Here is a 17,124-nt window from a genome sequence, read left to right as displayed (position 1 = left end):
TTCATATTAAGATGCGCCATCCGAACCGAGTGCTGCGGCGTCCTGACAGATAGCCGCAGCTTCTATTTTCAAGCAACCCAGGTTTCGACTATGAATCATACTCCGATGACTGTTCGCGGCGCTGAGAAGCTGCGCGAAGAGCTCGAATATCTCAAGACCGAGCTTCGTCCCCAGATTATCGAAGCGATTGCTGAAGCCCGTGAGCACGGCGATCTGAAGGAAAACGCCGAATACCATGCCGCCCGTGAGCAGCAGGGGTTCTGTGAAGGCCGCATTCAGGAAATTGAAGCCAAGCTCTCCAATGCCCAGGTGATCGATGTCACCAAGATGACCAACAATGGTCGCATCATCTTTGGTGCCACCGTGACCCTGCTCAAGAGCGAAACAGAGGAAGAGGTTATCTACCGCATCGTGGGTGACGATGAGGCTGACATCAAGCAGAACCTTATCTCTGTCAACTCTCCGATTGCCCGCGCTCTGATTGGCAAGGAAGTGGACGATGTGGCGCTCGTCAAGACGCCCGCAGGTGATGTGGAGTACGAAATCTTGGACGTTGCCTACATCTGATGTAGTTAATGCGGGATGAGACGGGGGAGCACTTGCTCCCCTGTTTGTTGCGCTTCAGGCTGGTTGGTAAGCGTCGTTGAAGGTGTCCTGATGGCGCTGAAACAGCCAGTGACGAAGTCGCTCTATGTTTGCCTCGCTCATCTGGAAACTGAGTGCCCAGGTTGCACGGTCTGCATTAGATTTGACCCGTCTCACCAGCCTGGCCTGCAAGGGAAATGGCGCCTCTGGGGCGATCTGCAGAGTTCCCTGCAAGGTAGTATCCGCCATCATATCTGTGGGCAGATCTTCCACGATGAGGCCATTGAGCGAAAGGCTCAGCACTTGGAGTACTCCATGAGCTGTTTGCAGTGTCGCTTTCTGGGCAAGTCTCCAAGCTCTTGGCTGGGCAAACCCCAGCTCCCGGATCACTGGCGCAGCGAGCCGAGGCTCGACAAAGCCATCTTCTCTCTGGATAAAGGTGAGGGGGAATCGCAACTGATGGCCTGCATAGCGGGCTTCCAATACCAGCTGTTCGGCTTTTTGCAGCAAGCCAAGCATGGGGTTGTCGAGATGTCCGCTCAGAAGGTGGGTCGCCTCCGAGCATCCCAGCTCCCGCAACATGGTCAGTTCATCGTCGGTCAGAATAGGATGGTGAGCCATGGCGCGTGTCCGAAACTATTCATCGCAGGTTAAGGGCTTGGCGACTACTGTGGCAAGCGACTTGGGAAGAAGTGAAATAAGGAAAGAGCAATGCTCTTTCCTTTTACTTGCGAGGCAGCTGGATTTTGGGTTCGTTGGCCTGACGATAGATGGTCAGCACATGACCCATGCTCTGTACTTTTACAGAGCCTGTTTCACGGACGATGGCATCCATAACCAGTTGTTTCATCTCGCGATCTTCAGAGGCAACCTTAACCTTGATCAGCTCGTGATGGTTCAGCGCCAGATCGATCTCCGCCAGTACACCTTCGGTCAGACCGTGCTGACCCAGCAGGACGACAGGCTTGAGGCTGTGGGCAAGGCCCTTGAGGTACTGTTTCTGTTTATTGTTGAGAATCATCGCAATTTCTTCATAAGTCAGGGTTGAAAGGGGCGTATTCTACCCCCACTTAGCCCTTAATACTAATAACCCTTGTGGTTTTTTAAAGCCGATTATCATGACCCAGAAAAAACGTTCCGCCAGCTCCACCCGCTGGTTAAAAGAACATTTCGACGATCAATACGTCAAAAAAGCCCAGAAATTGGGGCTGCGTTCCCGTGCTGTTTTCAAGATCGACGAGATCCAGGGCAAAGACCGCCTGTTGAAAAATGGTATGACGGTAGTGGATTTGGGGGCTGCCCCCGGCGGCTGGTCCCAATTCGCGGTCGAGCAGGTTGGCGAATCGGGTCGGGTCATCGCCTGCGATATTCTGCCTATGGATCCCATTGCCGGTGTCGATTTCCTGCAGGGGGACTTTCGGGAGGAAACTGTACTCGGTACCTTGCTGGAGCGAGTCGGACCCGACAAGGTCGATGTCGTGATGTCCGACATGGCCCCCAACATGAGCGGCACCCAGCAGGTGGATCAGGCTCGTGCCATGTATCTGGTCGAGTTGGCTCTGGACATGTGTCATCAGGTATTGCGCAGTGACGGCAGTTTTGTGGTGAAGGTGTTTCAGGGGGAGGGCTTTGATGCCTATCTGAATGAAATTCGGAAACTTTTCTCCGCCGTTAAAATTCGTAAACCAGACTCATCCCGCGCCAGATCACGGGAAGTCTACATTGTGGCTACCGGTTTTAAACTGTAGTACCCTAACCTTCATCGTTAACTGTCAGTCTGCGAGGTTACTGATTTGAGTGACATGGCGAAAAACTTAATCCTGTGGCTGGTCATCGCCGTCGTATTGATGTCGGTGTTCAATAGCTTCAGCCCCAGCGATACCACCAGTCGCCAGCTGGACTATTCCAGCTTCGTTAAAGAGGTGACCCAAGATCAGATCCGTGAAGTGCGGATGGACGGTAAGGTCATTAATGGCGTCAAGCGTACTGGTGAACGATTCACCACCATCATCCCGGCGCCGGATCCCCAGCTGCTCAACGATATGCTCAATCACAACGTCAAGGTGATGGGCGAGAAGCCGGAAGAGCCGTCTTTGCTGACCTCTATCTTCATCTCCTGGTTCCCGATGTTGCTGCTGATCGGTGTCTGGGTCTTCTTCATGCGTCAGATGCAGGGCGGCGGTGGCAAAGGCGCCATGTCGTTTGGCAAGAGCAAGGCTCGCCTGATGAGTGAAGATCAGATCAAGACTACCTTTGCCGATGTAGCTGGTTGCGATGAAGCCAAGGAAGAGGTGAAGGAGCTGGTCGACTATCTGCGCGACCCGAGCAAATTCCAGAAACTGGGTGGCAAGATCCCGACTGGCGTACTGCTGGTAGGTCCTCCCGGTACCGGTAAAACCCTGCTGGCCAAGGCCATTGCGGGTGAGGCCAAGGTGCCCTTCTTCACCATCTCAGGTTCTGATTTCGTGGAGATGTTCGTGGGTGTCGGTGCCTCCCGGGTACGTGACATGTTCGAGCAGGCCAAGAAATCCTCCCCCTGCATCATCTTCATCGATGAAATTGATGCGGTCGGTCGCCAGCGTGGCGCCGGTCTGGGCGGTGGTCACGATGAGCGTGAGCAGACCCTTAACCAGATGCTGGTCGAGATGGATGGCTTTGAAGGCAATGAAGGGATCATCGTCATCGCTGCCACCAACCGTCCTGATGTACTGGATCCGGCACTACTGCGTCCGGGCCGTTTCGACCGTCAGGTTGTGGTCGGTCTGCCGGATGTCCGTGGTCGCGAGCAGATCCTGAAAGTGCACATGCGCAAAGTTCCGTTGGCGGATGACGTCAATCCGGCGCTGATTGCCCGTGGTACACCCGGTTTCTCCGGTGCGGATTTGGCCAACCTGGTCAACGAAGCTGCCCTCTTCTCTGCTCGCGAAAGCCGCCGAGTGGTCTCCATGGCTGAGTTCGAAAAGGCCAAGGACAAGATCATGATGGGGGCGGAACGTCGCTCCATGGTGATGAAAGAGTCTGAAAAAGAGATGACTGCGTATCATGAAGCCGGTCACGCCATTATTGGTCGCGTGGTTCCGGATCATGATCCCGTTTACAAGGTCTCCATTATTCCGCGTGGCCGTGCGCTGGGTGTGACCATGTACCTGCCTGAGCAGGATCGCTGGAGCCACTCCAAGCAGCATCTGGAGTCGATGATCTCCAGCCTGTATGGCGGTCGTCTGGCGGAAGAGTTGATCTACGGTGCCGAGAAGGTCTCGACCGGCGCGTCCAACGACATCGAGCGAGCTACCGATATCGCACGCAAGATGGTGACCCAGTGGGGTATGTCCGAGCGTCTCGGCCCGATGCTTTATGCGGAAGAAGATGGTGAAGTGTTCCTCGGCCGCAGCATGGCCAAGGCCAAGCACATGTCCGACGACACTGCGCGCATCATCGATGCCGAGGTGAAGCAGGTCATTGATCGCAACTACGACCGCGCCAAGCAGATCCTGCTGGATAACATGGATGTACTGCACAGCATGAAAGATGCGTTGATGAAGTATGAAACCATCGACGCCAAACAGATCGATGATCTGATGGCGCGTCGCGAGGTTCGTGCTCCGAGCAACTGGCATGACGAGCACGGTGATACCCCGCAAGGCGGTTCCACCGTGGCTGCCGAGGCCAAGCCGGCCGATGAGGCTGCACCGGTGGCGGATGTCACTATCGACAAAGCCAACGACGCGCCGGCCAAATAATCGTGACTCTCCAAACCCCGGGCTTGCCCGGGGTTTTTCTTTATCAGATGGACATGAAAATGCAGTTAACCAGCAAGGGGCTCAGCCTCTCCCTCGATCGTCCCCATGTGATGGGGATCCTCAATGTGACGCCCGACTCCTTCTCCGATGGCGGTAATTTCAACCAGTTTGAACGGGCAATGGCCCATGCGCGCCAGATGGTCTCTGACGGTGCGACCCTCATCGACATCGGTGGCGAGTCAACCCGCCCTGGTGCGCCCGATGTGAGCGAGCAGGAGGAGCTGGACAGGGTCATTCCTGTCGTGGAGCAGATGGCCCGTGAGCTGGATGTGATGATCTCCCTCGATACCTCCAAAGCGGCTGTGATGCGGGAGGGTTGCAAGGTGGGTGCCCATCTGATCAACGATGTGCGGGCACTGCAAGAACCTGGAGCACTGCAAGCCGCGGCCGAAGCTCGGGTTCCGGTCTGTCTGATGCATATGCAGGGGCAGCCGAGAACCATGCAGGTCGAGCCGCACTATGAGGACCTGATCGGGGAGGTTCGCGCCTTCTTTGATGAGCGTATTGCGGCTTGTCTGGCGGTCGGGATCCGTCGTGAAGAGCTGTTGCTGGATCCTGGATATGGCTTTGGCAAGACCCTTGCACACAACTATCAGCTGTTGGCGGCTCAAAAGGAACTGCTTGATTATGGCTTGCCGCTATTGGTGGGGATGTCGCGAAAGTCTATGATAGGCAACCTGCTGGGCCGTCCGGTGGATGAGCGTCTGGCGGGCAGTCTGGCATGCGCCCTTATCGGCATGCAGCATGGGGCCCGCATCATCAGGGTACACGATGTACGGGAGACCATGGACGCATTGCGCGTCGGTTGGCTGGCAATGACGGGACAAGATTTTATTTCCAAATAATAAAGAGAACAGACAATGGCAAGAAAGTATTTCGGTACCGATGGTGTGCGCGGCAAGGTTGGCGAATACCCGATCACCCCTGATTTTGTAATGAAATTGGGTTGGGCTGCCGGCAAAGTGCTCTCCAAGAAGGGCACCAAAAAGGTGCTGATTGGCAAAGATACCCGCATCTCCGGTTACATGCTGGAATCCGCGCTGGAAGCGGGGCTCTCCGCGGCAGGCCTTAAAGCCATTCTGATGGGGCCCATGCCCACGCCGGCGGTTGCCTACCTGACTCGCACTTTCCGTGCCGAGGCCGGCATCGTCATCAGCGCTTCCCACAACCCCTTCTACGACAACGGCATCAAGTTCTTCTCCGCCGATGGCACCAAGCTGCCCGATGATGTCGAGCTGGCTATCGAAGCCGAGCTGGATCACGAGCTCAAGTGTGTCGAGTCTGCCGAACTTGGCAAAGCGGTGCGCATTGATGATGCTGCCGGTCGCTATATCGAATTTTGCAAGAGCACCTTCCCCTCCCACATGAATCTGGATGGGGTGAAAATGGTGGTCGACTGTGGCCACGGCGCTACTTACCACATTGCGCCGTCGGTTTTCCGCGAGCTGGGTGCTGAAGTGATCACAATGGGCTGTGCCCCGGATGGTCTCAACATCAACGATGGTGTCGGCTCGACTGCGCCTGACGCACTGGTTGCCAAGGTGCTGGAGTGCAAGGCCGATCTGGGGGTTGCCTTTGATGGCGATGGTGACCGTCTGATCATGGTCGACCATACCGGCTATCTCATCGACGGTGATGAAGTGCTCTATATCATCGCGCGCGATGCTCTGCGCAATGGTCGCCTCAAAGGCGGTGTCGTCGGCACTCTGATGGCCAACATGGGTCTGGAGCTGGCGCTGCAAACCCTGGGCATTCCGTTTGCCCGTGCCAAGGTGGGTGACCGCTATGTGCTGGAGATGATGGAAGAGAAGGGCTGGCGCATCGGTGGCGAGAACTCCGGCCACATTATCTGTCTTGATCAAACCACTACGGGTGATGGCATCGTAGCCGCTTTGCAGGTGCTCACTGCCATGCGCAGTGCCGAGATGCCGCTTGCCAAGCTGCGCTCCGGCATGAACAAGTTCCCGCAGGTACTGGTGAATGTTCGTTTTGCCGAAGGCAAGGATCCGCTGGCCGCTGATGCTGTCATGGCTGAGGTTGCCAAGGTGGAACAGGAGCTGGCTGGTCGTGGTCGCGTACTATTGCGTAAATCAGGTACCGAACCGCTGATCCGGGTCATGGTCGAAGGGGAGCATGAACAGCAGGTGCGTGACATGGCTCAGCGCATCGCCAAGCAGGTTGAATCGGCGTTTTAATGAACAACCAGGGCGGCTTTTTAGCCGCCCTGGTTGTATCTTGTTCAAACGATTCAAAAATTTAAAAATAGCACTTGTCAGCTGAGCATCCTCTGGATATTATCAGCCCCGCTTTCGCAAGGGAGTTGCCGATGGGACATCGCAAGCCATTTGTAGCAGCCAACTGGAAGTTGCACGGTAGTAGGTCGCAGTTAGAGCAGTTTACGAGTCAATGCCTAAACGGCGTTGACGGAAAAGTAGATGTGGTTCTCTGTCCTTCCCATGTGCATCTCGACTTTAGCGCTTCACTGCTCAACGAGCAGAAAGTAATAAAGTTGGGGGCTCAGAATGTGAGTCAGCACGCTACTGGCGCTTACACTGGAGAAATCTCGTGTCAGATGCTGGTTGAGGCAGGGTGTCGTTACGTATTGGTAGGGCACTCCGAGCGCAGGCGTCTCTTTGGTGAGACCAGTTTTATTGTCGCAGAGAAATTTGCGGCAGCCAGAGCGGCAGGCTTGATTCCCATCCTCTGTTTAGGTGAATCAGGTGCGGCTAGGCAGGCGAGAAGAGCCTTCGAGGTGATCGCTGAAGAGCTGGATATCGTCATAGAGAAAAATGGCGCGATGGCTTTCGATAATGCTATCATCGCCTACGAGCCGATTTGGGCTGTAGGTACAGGTAAATGCGCCACACCCGAGCAGGCACAAGAGGTTCATTCCTTTATACGTGGTCGCTTGGCGGAGGATACTCCGGTAATAGGTGAGAAAGTTAGAATCATCTATGGTGGGAGCGTAACGCCGAGCAACGCGAGAGATTTGTTTGCACAGCCCGACATTGATGGCGGACTGATTGGCGGAGCAAGCCTCGATAGCGATGCGTTTTTAGGAATTGTTGAAGCGGCAAAGGGTGCAAGTTAAATGTACGAGATTCTTTTAGTCGTTTATCTGCTGGTTTCACTGGCTCTGATTGGTCTGGTGATGATTCAGCAAGGTAAAGGGGCTGATATGGGCGCCTCCTTCGGCGCAGGGGCATCGAACACAGTATTCGGCTCCGGTGGTTCAGGCAGTTTCCTGACCCGAACAACAGCAATCTTGGCTACTCTGTTTTTCGTTATCAGCCTGGTGCTCGGATCTATGTCCAGCAACAAGGTCAAGCAGGGTAGTGAGTGGGAGAATCTGCAACAAACCCAACAGGTTGAGCAGACCAAAGCGCCAGTGAAGAAAGATACTGACGTTCCCGAGTAAGAGTTTTGCCGTGGTGGTGGAATTGGTAGACACGCTATCTTGAGGGGGTAGTGCTCTAGGGTGTGCGGGTTCGAGTCCCGCCCACGGCACCAATTAAGCAGTGAGCTCGGGAAACCGAGTTTATTATAGCCAGTCAGTCTTGTATCGAGAGAGTGAAGTGGCTATAATCTCGCACGATTTCGGACGCGGGGTGGAGCAGCATGGTAGCTCGTCGGGCTCATAACCCGAAGGTCGTCGGTTCAAATCCGGCCCCCGCAACCAAATTTCACGCATTTCCTACGCTCAGGAAGGCGGTCGCTGCGAGGCGACAATCAGGGTAAAGCGCCAAGCCCCGATTTGACATCGGGGCTTTTTGTTATGTGCAATTTACTCTGAATCGATATCTATCTGGGCTTTATGCCCTTTTTTTGTTTTTCGGAGGGTGACTTTGGCTACGTTGGAACAACGTTTGACCGATCTGCTCGAGGCTCCGGTCGTTGCCTTGGGTTTTGAACTTTGGGGTATTGAGTTTATCCGCGCGGGTAAACACTCCACCTTGCGTGTCTATATCGACGGCGAGCAGGGTGTGACTGTCGAGAACTGTGCTGAGGTCAGCCATCAGGTTGGCGCCATCATGGACGTCGAAGATCCCATCACCGAGGAGTACTACCTCGAGGTATCCTCCCCAGGCCTGGATCGTCCCCTGTTCAAGGTTGCCCATTTCGAAAAATACGTTGGCCAAGAGGCGGCGGTAACGCTTCGGATGGCAACAAACAACCGCCGCAAGTTCAAAGGCGTAATCAAAGCTGTGCAAGGCGACATGATCACCCTGACAGTAGATGGTAAGGACGACGTGTTGGCTTTCACCAATATCCAAAAAGCGAACATAGTGCCGAACTTTGGTTAACGAGGCTATCGGATATGAATAAAGAGATTTTGCTGGTCGTTGACGCAGTATCCAACGAGAAAGCGGTACCCCGCGAGAAGATCTTCCAGGCTCTGGAAACCGCGCTGGCGACTGCGACCAAGAAGAAATATGAAGGCGAGATTGAAGTTCGGGTCGAAATCGATCGCAAGACCGGTGACTACGACACTTATCGCCGCTGGCTGGTAATCGCAGATCAAGCCGCGATGGAGAACCCTTACGCCGAGATTACCCTGGAAGCTGCTCAGATTGATCAGCCGGATATCCAGGTCGGTGAATATGTTGAAGACCAGATCGACTCTGTCACCTTCGACCGTATCACTACCCAGACCGCCAAGCAGGTTATCGTGCAGAAAGTGCGCGAAGCGGAGCGTTCACAAGTAGTTGATCAGTTTAAAGATAAAGAAGGCACCATCATCAGTGGTGTCGTCAAGAAGAGCAACCGCGACAACGTCATTCTGGATCTGGGCAGCAATGCTGAAGCCGTGATCTTCCGTGATGACATGCTGCCGCGTGAAACCTTCCGCCCGGGCGACCGTGTCCGTGGCCTGCTCTACGCAGTACGTCCAGAAGCCCGTGGTTCCCAGCTGTTTGTCAGCCGTTCCAGCCCGGACTTCCTGAAAGAGCTGTTCCGTATCGAAGTACCGGAGATCGGCGAAGAGATGATCGAAATCATGGGCGCTGCCCGTGACCCGGGTTCCCGCGCCAAGATTGCGGTGAAGACCAACGATCGTCGTATCGACCCGATCGGTGCCTGTATCGGTATGCGTGGTGCCCGTGTGCAAGCTGTCTCCGCAGAGCTGAGCGGTGAGCGTGCAGACATCGTGCTGTACGATGACAACCCGGCCCAGTACGTGATCAATGCCATGGCACCTGCCGATGTGGCCTCCATCATCGTTGATGAAGACAACCACACCATGGATATCGCCGTGGAAGCTGCCAACCTGGCCCAGGCCATCGGTCGCAATGGTCAGAACGTGCGTCTGGCCTCCCAGCTGACCGGTTGGGAGCTGAACGTGATGACCGTTGAGGACATGCGTGCCAAGCACCAGGCCGAGAACGACCGCATCATGAACCTGTTCACCAGCACCCTGGATATCGATGACGATTTCGCCGGTCTGCTGATGGAAGAGGGCTTCTCGACCCTGGAAGAGATCGCCTTCGTACCGGTCAACGAGTTGCTGGCTATCGACGGTCTGGATGAAGACATGGTCGAAGAGCTGCGCAAGCGTGCCAAAGATGCCCTGACTACCCAGGCGCTGGCCAAAGAGGAGTCCTTTGATGGCGTCGAGCCGTCCGAAGAGCTGCTCAATCTGAACGGTCTGAGTCGTGAACTGGCATACGCTCTGGCGGGCCGCGGCGTGGGCACCCTGGAAGATTTGGCTGAGCAAGGTATTGATGACCTTGCTGGTATTGAAGGGCTGACTGCCGAGAAGGCGGGTGAGCTCATTATGGCTGCTCGCAATATCTGTTGGTTCGGAGAAGAGCAGTCTTAAGTAAGATCAAACGGAGGAAAATGAATGGCAGAAGTATCAGTCAAACAACTTGCCACTGACATCGACACACCGGTTGATCGTCTTCTCCAGCAGTTTGTCGATGCCGGTATCAGCAAGAGCAAGGCCGACGACATGGTCAGCGAGTCTGAAAAGCAGACTCTGCTGGCACACCTGAAGAAACAGCATGGAGGTGACGAGGTCGCCGCTCCTGCCCGCATGACTTTGCAGCGCAAGACCAAGAGCACCATCAGTGTTCAGGGAACCGGCGGCAAGAACAAAGAAGTGCAGGTGGAAGTTCGCAAATCTCGCACCTATGTAAGACGCTCGGCGCTGGAAGAAGAACAGCGTCAGGCGGAAGCCGAGGAAAAAGCGCGTTTGGAAGCAGAAGAAAAAGCTCGTCGCGAAGCCGAAGAGAAGGCTCGCCTCGACGCTGAAGAGAAGGCTCGCCGTGAGGCTGAGCAGGCTCGTCGTGAAGCTGAGGAAAAGGCGCGGATCGAGGCACAACAAAAGGCTCGACAGGCTCAACAGCCCGCCAAAGCAGCCAGTAGCACAGCTCAGCAAGAGGCAGAAAAGATGGCCAAGCGCGAAGCAGAAGAACTGAAGCGCCAACAGGAACAGACAGCTTTGAAAAAAGCTGAAGAACTCGCCGCGAAGAAAGCCGAAGAGGCTCGCATCATGGCGGAACAGAACGCAGCCCGCTGGGCTGAAGAAGAAGCCGCTCGTGCAAAAGAGAGCAGCGATTATCACCTGACTACCAACAAGCATGCGCAAGCTGCAGAAGACGAGCTGGATCGCAAAGAAGAGACCAGCCGCCGTACTGCCGCCGCCGCTGTCAAGGCCCCGAAAAAGGCGGGTCGTCGCGATGATGATCGCAATGATCGCAATTCCCGTGATCCGCGTGCCCGTAAAGGCAAACGTGGCAAGGTCGCTACCCCGAACGCCATGAAGCATGGCTTCAACAAGCCGGCTGCCGTGGTGAACCGCGACGTTGTCATCGGCGAGACCATCACAGTGGCCGAGCTGGCCAACAAGATGGCCGTCAAGGGAGTTGAAGTCATCAAGGCGATGATGAAGATGGGTGCCATGGCCACCATCAACCAGGTGATTGACCAGGAGACCGCTCAGCTGGTCGCCGAGGAGATGGGTCACAAGGTTGTGCTGCGTCGTGAGAACGAGCTGGAAGAGGCGGTACTGTCCGATCGTGACGAGACCTCCGAAGCCAAGCCCCGTGCACCGGTCGTGACCATCATGGGTCACGTTGACCACGGCAAGACCTCGCTGCTGGACTACATTCGTAAAGCCAAGGTTGCTGCTGGCGAGGCCGGTGGTATTACCCAGCATATCGGTGCTTACCACGTTCAGACAGATAGCGGCATGATCACCTTCCTGGATACTCCGGGTCACGCGGCGTTTACCTCCATGCGTGCTCGCGGTGCCAAGGCGACCGACATCGTTGTTCTGGTCGTTGCTGCTGACGACGGCGTGATGCCGCAAACCATCGAAGCTATCCAGCACGCCAAGGCTGCCGGTGTGCCGCTGGTTGTGGCAGTCAACAAGATCGACAAGCCGGAAGCGGATCCGGATCGCGTCAAGACCGAGTTGGCTCGTTACAACGTCATGTCCGAAGATTGGGGTGGAGACTGCCAGTTCGTGCACGTATCTGCCAAGTCCGGTCAGGGTATCGACGATCTGCTGGAAGCCATCCTGATCCAGGCTGAAGTACTGGAGCTGAAAGCGGTGGTTGACGGTATGGCCAACGGCGTCGTGATCGAATCCTTCCTGGATAAAGGTCGTGGTCCGGTTGCTACCGTACTGGTACAAGAAGGTACCCTGCGTCAGGGCGACATCGTTCTGTGTGGTCTCGAGTACGGCCGTGTTCGCGCCATGCGTGACGAACTGGGTCGCGAGATCAAGGAAGCGGGTCCGTCCCTGCCTGTGGAAATCCTGGGTCTCTCCGGCGTTCCCTCTGCCGGTGACGAAGCCACCGTTGTCCGTGACGAGAAGAAAGCCCGTGAAGTGGCGCTCTACCGTCAAGGCAAGTTCCGTGAAGTCAAGCTGGCTCGCCAGCAGAAGGCCAAGCTGGAAAACATGTTCGCTAACATGACCGAGGGCGAAGTGTCCGAAGTGAACGTGGTGATCAAGGCCGACGTACAAGGTTCTGTGGAAGCGATCTGCGATGCGCTGGTCAAACTCTCCACCGACGAAGTGAAGGTGAAGATCGTGGGTTCCGGCGTAGGTGGTATCACCGAAACCGACGCGACCCTGGCTGCCGCTTCCAGCGCCATCCTGGTTGGTTTCAACGTCCGTGCCGACGCGTCTGCGCGCAAGGTTATCGAATCCGAGAGCCTGGATCTGCGTTACTACTCCGTCATCTATGACCTGATCGACGAAGTGAAGCAGGCCATGAGCGGCAAGCTGGCCCCAGAGTATCGTCAGGAAATCATCGGTCTGGCTGAAGTGCGTAGCGTCTTCAAGTCTCCGAAGTTCGGCGCCGTTGCCGGCTGTATGGTTACCGAAGGTGTGGTCAAGCGTTCCAACCGTATCCGCGTTCTGCGTGACAACGTGGTTATCTATGAAGGCGAGCTGGAATCCCTGCGCCGCTTCAAGGATGACGTCAACGAAGTTCGCAACGGCTACGAGTGTGGTATCGCGGTCAAGAACTACAACGACGTGCGCGAAGGCGACCAGATCGAAGTTTACGAGACTGTTGAAATCCAACGGACTCTGTAAGCCGAGAGTTAGACAAAATAGGGGGCCGCGGCCCCCTTTTATCGCAGGATAGAATATGGCCAGAGAATTCAGCCGGACCCGTCGGGTCGGACAGCAGATCCAGCGTGAAATCGCGCGGATCCTGCAGCGCGAGGTGAAAGACCCGCGCATCGGCATGGTGACCGTTTCCGATGTGGAAGTGTCCCGTGACCTCAACTATGCCAAAATTTACGTCACCTTCTTGCAGCTGGAAAATGATGCCGAGCGCATCAAGGAAGGCTTGCAGGGTCTGACCGAAGCAGCCGGATATATCCGTAGTCTGCTGGGCAGTGCCATGCGTCTGCGCGTGGTGCCCGAGCTGCGTTTCTACTACGACCAGACCCTGGTCGAGGGGATGCGTCTCTCCAACCTGGTGACCAACACTGTGCGTGAAGACAAGCGCCGCATGGCCGAATCCGGCCGTGACGAAGAAGCTGAATCCGCACCGGATGACACGACTGAGGATAAAGCCTGAGATGACCCGAAGACGTCGTTTCAAGGGCCGTGATGTGCACGGCATTCTGCTGCTGGACAAGCCGACCGGCCTGACCTCCAACGATGTGTTGCAGAAGGTCAAGCGGATTTACAACGCTGCCAAGGCTGGTCATACCGGGGCGCTGGATCCGCTGGCGACCGGCATGCTGCCGATTTGCCTCGGTGAGGCCACCAAGTTCTCCCAGTATTTGCTGGAAGCGGACAAGCGCTATGAGGTGACTGCCAAACTGGGCGAGCGCACCAACACCAGCGACTCTGATGGTGAGGTGGTCTCCACCCGTCCGGTGAACGTGGCTGTCGGTACCCTGATCGAGGCGCTGGACCAGTTCCGCGGCCCCATCATGCAGGTGCCCTCCATGTACTCCGCGCTCAAGCACAACGGCCGCCCGCTCTACGAATATGCCCGCGAAGGCATCGAGATCGAGCGTGAAGCCCGTCCCATCACCGTATTCGAGCTCAAACTGCTGAGCTTCGAAGGTGATGAAGTGCGCCTTGAAGTGCACTGCAGCAAAGGCACCTACATCCGCTCTCTGGTGGATGATCTGGGTGAAGTGCTGGGTTGTGGCGCCCACGTCACCCAGCTGCGTCGTACCCAGGTGGCCAGCTATCCGTACGAGCGGATGCTGACCCTGGAGCAACTCGAGTGCATCTTCGAGCAGGCCAAGGCCGAGAGCATCCCGCCGCGCGAGCAGTTGGATCCGCTGTTGCTGCCGATGGACACCGCCGTAGCAAGCTTGCCCGAGGTGAACATGCTGGCGGTTGTGGCTGCCTATGTGAATCAGGGCCAGGCCGTGCAGGTGGCGGGTGCGCCGCAAAGTGGTCAGGTTCGCATGACGGTCGGCCCGGAGCGCGAGTTCATCGGGGTTGGCGAGATTGATGACGATGGCCGCGTCGCTCCCAAGCGACTGGTGCGTTATCACGACGAGGAGTGATCCTCAGGCGGTATCAGCGCGTCTTTTCCGTTTCGCCTCTTTATCGTTGCGAAAAGGGGCGGGGGCGATTATGATACCGCCCTCATTTCACGGCTGAATTAGAGATTGGCTGTGAACCTTTAAACACTCTACTGGAGTATTACCATGTCTCTAAATGCTGAGATCAAAGCTCAAATCGTTGCTGACAACGCTCGTTGCGCCAACGACACCGGTTCCCCCGAAGTGCAAGTTGCCCTGCTGACTGCCCAGATCAACCATCTGCAAGGTCACTTCAAAGAGCACTCCAAGGACCACCACGGTCGTCGCGGTCTGCTGCGCATGGTTTCCCAGCGTCGTAAGCTGCTGGACTACCTGAAGCGTAAAGATTCCGAGCGTTATGCTGCTCTGATCGCCAAGCTGGGTCTGCGTCGTTAATCGACCTTCAGATTTCGCGAAAAAGGGGAACCGTCAGGTTCCCCTTTTTTATTGCTCTTCAAGCCGTTGCCTGCCTCACAGAATTCGCGTCGCCGCTTACCTTTTGCATCGAATCAAGTATACTTGTGCGCGAATTTAAAGAGCCAAATTGTAAAAAGGAAATTCACGTGAATCCTATTGTAAAGTCATTCCAGTACGGTCAACACACCGTCACTCTGGAAACCGGTGTGATGGCCCGTCAAGCCACTGCGGCCGTTATGGTCAGCATGGACGATACCTGCGTATTTGTGACCGTAGTCGGCAAGAAAGAGGCCGATCACGGCCGTGATTTCTTCCCGCTGACCGTCAACTACCAGGAGCGTACCTATGCTGCTGGTCGTATCCCGGGTGGTTTCTTCCGTCGTGAAGGCCGTCCGAGCGAAGGCGAGACCCTCATCTCCCGTCTGATCGACCGTCCTATTCGTCCGCTGTTCCCGGAAGGCTTCCTCAATGAGGTTCAGGTCGTTGCGACCGTAATGTCCGTGAATCCGGCCGTATCCCCCGACATCGTTGCCATGATCGGTGCCTCTGCTGCACTGGCCATCTCCGGTATCCCGTTTGGCGGCCCGATCGGTGCTGCTCGCGTGGGTTACATGAACGGTCAGTATGTGCTGAACCCGACCACCACCGAACTGCCGCAGAGCGATCTGGATCTGGTAGTTGCCGGTACTGCCAATGCCGTGCTGATGGTTGAGTCCGAAGCGGCCATCCTTTCCGAAGAGGTCATGCTGGGCGCCGTGGTATACGGTCACGAGCAGATGCAGACCGTGATCAATGCAATCAACGAGTTTGCCGCTGCCGTCGGCACCAAGCCGTGGGACTGGACTCCGCCTGCCGTCAACGAAGCGCTGAAAGCCAAGGTTGCCGAGCTGGCGAGCGCCGAACTGGGTGAAGCCTACCGCATCACCGAGAAGGCCGTTCGTTACGAAACCATCGCGGCCATCAAGGGTCGTGTGGTTGAGCAAGTTATCGCTTCCGGCGTGGAAGAAGATGCCAAGAAGATCGGCGAAGAGTTCCACAGCCTGGAAAGCCGCATCGTTCGTGGTCGCGTAGTACGTGGTGAGCCGCGTATCGATGGTCGCGATCCGGAAATGATCCGCGCCCTGAGCGTAGGTACCGGTATTCTGCCCCGTGCTCACGGCTCTGCCCTGTTCACCCGTGGTGAAACTCAGGCCATCGTGGTCGCCACTCTGGGTACCGAGCGTGATGCCCAGAACATCGACGAGCTGACCGGCAACCGTGCCGATCGCTTCATGCTGCACTACAACTTCCCGCCATACTGTGTCGGTGAGACCGGCATGATGGGTAGCCCGAAGCGTCGTGAAATCGGTCACGGCCGTCTGGCCAAGCGCGGCGTTGCTGCCGTGATGCCGAGCGCCGCCGAGTTCCCGTACGTGGTGCGCGTGGTCTCTGAAATCACCGAATCCAACGGCTCCTCCTCCATGGCGTCTGTCTGTGGTTCCTCTCTGGCGCTGATGGATGCCGGTGTGCCGATCAAGGCCTCCGTTGCCGGTATCGCCATGGGTCTGGTGAAGGAAGAAGAAGGTTTCGTCGTGCTGTCCGACATTCTGGGTGACGAAGATCACCTGGGCGACATGGACTTCAAAGTAGCCGGTACCACCGAAGGTGTGACCGCGCTGCAGATGGATATCAAGATCGAAGGCATCACCAAAGAGATCATGGAGATTGCGCTGAAGCAAGCTCGTGGCGCTCGTCTGCACATCCTGAAAGTGATGGACGAAGCTATCCAGGCTCCCCGTGCCCAGATCTCCGATTTTGCACCGCGTATCCACACCATCAAGATCAATCCTGAGAAGATCAAGGACGTGATCGGTAAGGGTGGTTCCGTGATCCGTGCGCTGACCGAAGAGACCGGCACCAACATCGAGTTGGACGATGACGGTACTGTACGTATCTCCGCCGTGGCCAACGAAGCCGCCATGGAAGCGATCCGTCGCATCGAGGCCATCACCGCCGAGATCGAAGTGAACCGCATCTATGAAGGTAAAGTTGTTCGTCTGGCCGATTTCGGTGCATTCGTCAATATTCTGCCGGGCAAAGATGGTCTGGTACACATCTCCCAGATCACCGACGCTCGCGTGCAGAACGTGGCTGACCACCTGACCATCGGTGACGTGGTCAAGGTGAAGGTACTGGAAGTGGACCGTCAGGGCCGCGTACGTCTCTCCATCAAGGAAGCGAACGCTCCGACTGATGCAGCTCCGGCTGCGGATGCTCCGGTTGCTGCCGAAGCGCCTGCCGCAGAGTAATCTGTCCTCCTGAACCGGATTCG

The 17,124-nt window shown here is 56.2% G+C and carries 16 protein-coding genes and 2 tRNA genes; 16 read left to right on the top strand and 2 right to left on the bottom strand.

Annotated features, from left to right (window positions below):
• The first annotated feature begins 90 nt into the window (after window positions 1-90).
• Complete coding sequence (gene greA, locus G5168_RS06790) at window positions 91-567, top strand: transcription elongation factor GreA (RefSeq protein ID WP_216951952.1); 477 nt, start codon at window positions 91-93, stop codon at window positions 565-567.
• Between the two features lie 54 nt (window positions 568-621).
• Here greA and G5168_RS06785 read toward each other — a convergent pair whose 3' ends face one another.
• Together G5168_RS06785 and yhbY are read right to left on the bottom strand one after the other, a co-directional pair.
• Entirely contained in the window at window positions 622-1,206 is a 585-nt protein-coding gene (locus tag G5168_RS06785) for a PilZ domain-containing protein (protein ID WP_421172949.1), read from the bottom strand.
• Window positions 1,207-1,309: 103 nt separating this feature from the next.
• A complete protein-coding gene (gene yhbY / locus G5168_RS06780; protein WP_033114153.1) occupies window positions 1,310-1,606 on the bottom strand; it encodes a ribosome assembly RNA-binding protein YhbY in 297 nt (98 codons plus the stop codon).
• A gap of 97 nt (window positions 1,607-1,703) precedes the next feature.
• Here yhbY and rlmE point away from each other — a divergent pair, with 97 nt between their 5' ends.
• From rlmE to pnp, 15 genes are all read left to right on the top strand, one after another.
• The gene (gene rlmE / locus G5168_RS06775) at window positions 1,704-2,333 is read left to right on the top strand and encodes a 23S rRNA (uridine(2552)-2'-O)-methyltransferase RlmE (RefSeq protein ID WP_421252022.1); all 630 of its coding nucleotides are present in this window, start codon (window positions 1,704-1,706) and stop codon (window positions 2,331-2,333) included.
• Window positions 2,334-2,378: 45 nt separating this feature from the next.
• Window positions 2,379-4,325 carry an ATP-dependent zinc metalloprotease FtsH gene (gene ftsH / locus G5168_RS06770; RefSeq protein ID WP_216951949.1) on the top strand — a complete coding sequence of 649 codons (1,947 nt, stop codon included), beginning with the start codon at window positions 2,379-2,381 and terminating at the stop codon, window positions 4,323-4,325.
• 59 nt (window positions 4,326-4,384) lie between these two features.
• On the top strand, window positions 4,385-5,230 hold the full coding sequence (folP, locus tag G5168_RS06765) for a dihydropteroate synthase (RefSeq protein ID WP_421172950.1): 846 nt from the start codon (window positions 4,385-4,387) through the stop codon (window positions 5,228-5,230).
• A 15-nt stretch (window positions 5,231-5,245) separates the two neighbouring features.
• Entirely contained in the window at window positions 5,246-6,580 is a 1,335-nt protein-coding gene (gene glmM, locus G5168_RS06760) for a phosphoglucosamine mutase (RefSeq protein ID WP_139434790.1), read from the top strand.
• Window positions 6,581-6,711: 131 nt separating this feature from the next.
• Window positions 6,712-7,476 carry a triose-phosphate isomerase gene (gene tpiA / locus G5168_RS06755; protein ID WP_043822828.1) on the top strand — a complete coding sequence of 255 codons (765 nt, stop codon included), beginning with the start codon at window positions 6,712-6,714 and terminating at the stop codon, window positions 7,474-7,476.
• Complete coding sequence (secG, locus tag G5168_RS06750) at window positions 7,477-7,803, top strand: preprotein translocase subunit SecG (RefSeq protein ID WP_005338811.1); 327 nt, start codon at window positions 7,477-7,479, stop codon at window positions 7,801-7,803.
• A 7-nt stretch (window positions 7,804-7,810) separates the two neighbouring features.
• Window positions 7,811-7,895, top strand: a tRNA-Leu gene (locus G5168_RS06745).
• Window positions 7,896-7,987: 92 nt separating this feature from the next.
• Window positions 7,988-8,064 (top strand) — tRNA-Met (locus G5168_RS06740).
• A 166-nt stretch (window positions 8,065-8,230) separates the two neighbouring features.
• Entirely contained in the window at window positions 8,231-8,689 is a 459-nt protein-coding gene (gene rimP / locus G5168_RS06735) for a ribosome maturation factor RimP (protein WP_005338809.1), read from the top strand.
• Window positions 8,690-8,703: 14 nt separating this feature from the next.
• Window positions 8,704-10,203 carry a transcription termination factor NusA gene (nusA, locus tag G5168_RS06730; RefSeq protein ID WP_216979372.1) on the top strand — a complete coding sequence of 500 codons (1,500 nt, stop codon included), beginning with the start codon at window positions 8,704-8,706 and terminating at the stop codon, window positions 10,201-10,203.
• A gap of 24 nt (window positions 10,204-10,227) precedes the next feature.
• A complete protein-coding gene (gene infB, locus G5168_RS06725) occupies window positions 10,228-12,933 on the top strand; it encodes a translation initiation factor IF-2 (RefSeq protein WP_216951946.1) in 2,706 nt (901 codons plus the stop codon).
• Window positions 12,934-12,988: 55 nt separating this feature from the next.
• Entirely contained in the window at window positions 12,989-13,426 is a 438-nt protein-coding gene (gene rbfA / locus G5168_RS06720) for a 30S ribosome-binding factor RbfA (RefSeq protein ID WP_421252021.1), read from the top strand.
• A gap of 1 nt (window position 13,427) precedes the next feature.
• Window positions 13,428-14,378 (top strand): tRNA pseudouridine(55) synthase TruB, encoded by a 951-nt coding sequence (truB, locus tag G5168_RS06715; RefSeq protein ID WP_005338798.1) that lies wholly within the window; start codon window positions 13,428-13,430, stop codon window positions 14,376-14,378.
• A 144-nt stretch (window positions 14,379-14,522) separates the two neighbouring features.
• Window positions 14,523-14,792, top strand: a complete 270-nt coding sequence (gene rpsO, locus G5168_RS06710) for a 30S ribosomal protein S15 (RefSeq protein ID WP_005338797.1) — start codon at window positions 14,523-14,525, stop codon at window positions 14,790-14,792.
• 167 nt (window positions 14,793-14,959) lie between these two features.
• Window positions 14,960-17,101, top strand: coding sequence for a polyribonucleotide nucleotidyltransferase (gene pnp / locus G5168_RS06705; RefSeq protein WP_266134166.1), 2,142 nt, complete (start codon window positions 14,960-14,962; stop codon window positions 17,099-17,101).
• The last annotated feature ends 23 nt before the right edge of the window (window positions 17,102-17,124 follow it).

Origin of the sequence: Aeromonas sp. 600724 (assembly GCF_049175135.1) — a bacterium.
GTDB lineage: Bacteria > Pseudomonadota > Gammaproteobacteria > Enterobacterales > Aeromonadaceae > Aeromonas > Aeromonas veronii_A.
The sequence above is the reverse complement of the archived record's forward strand: the minus strand, read 5'-3'. Positions and strand labels throughout refer to the sequence as shown.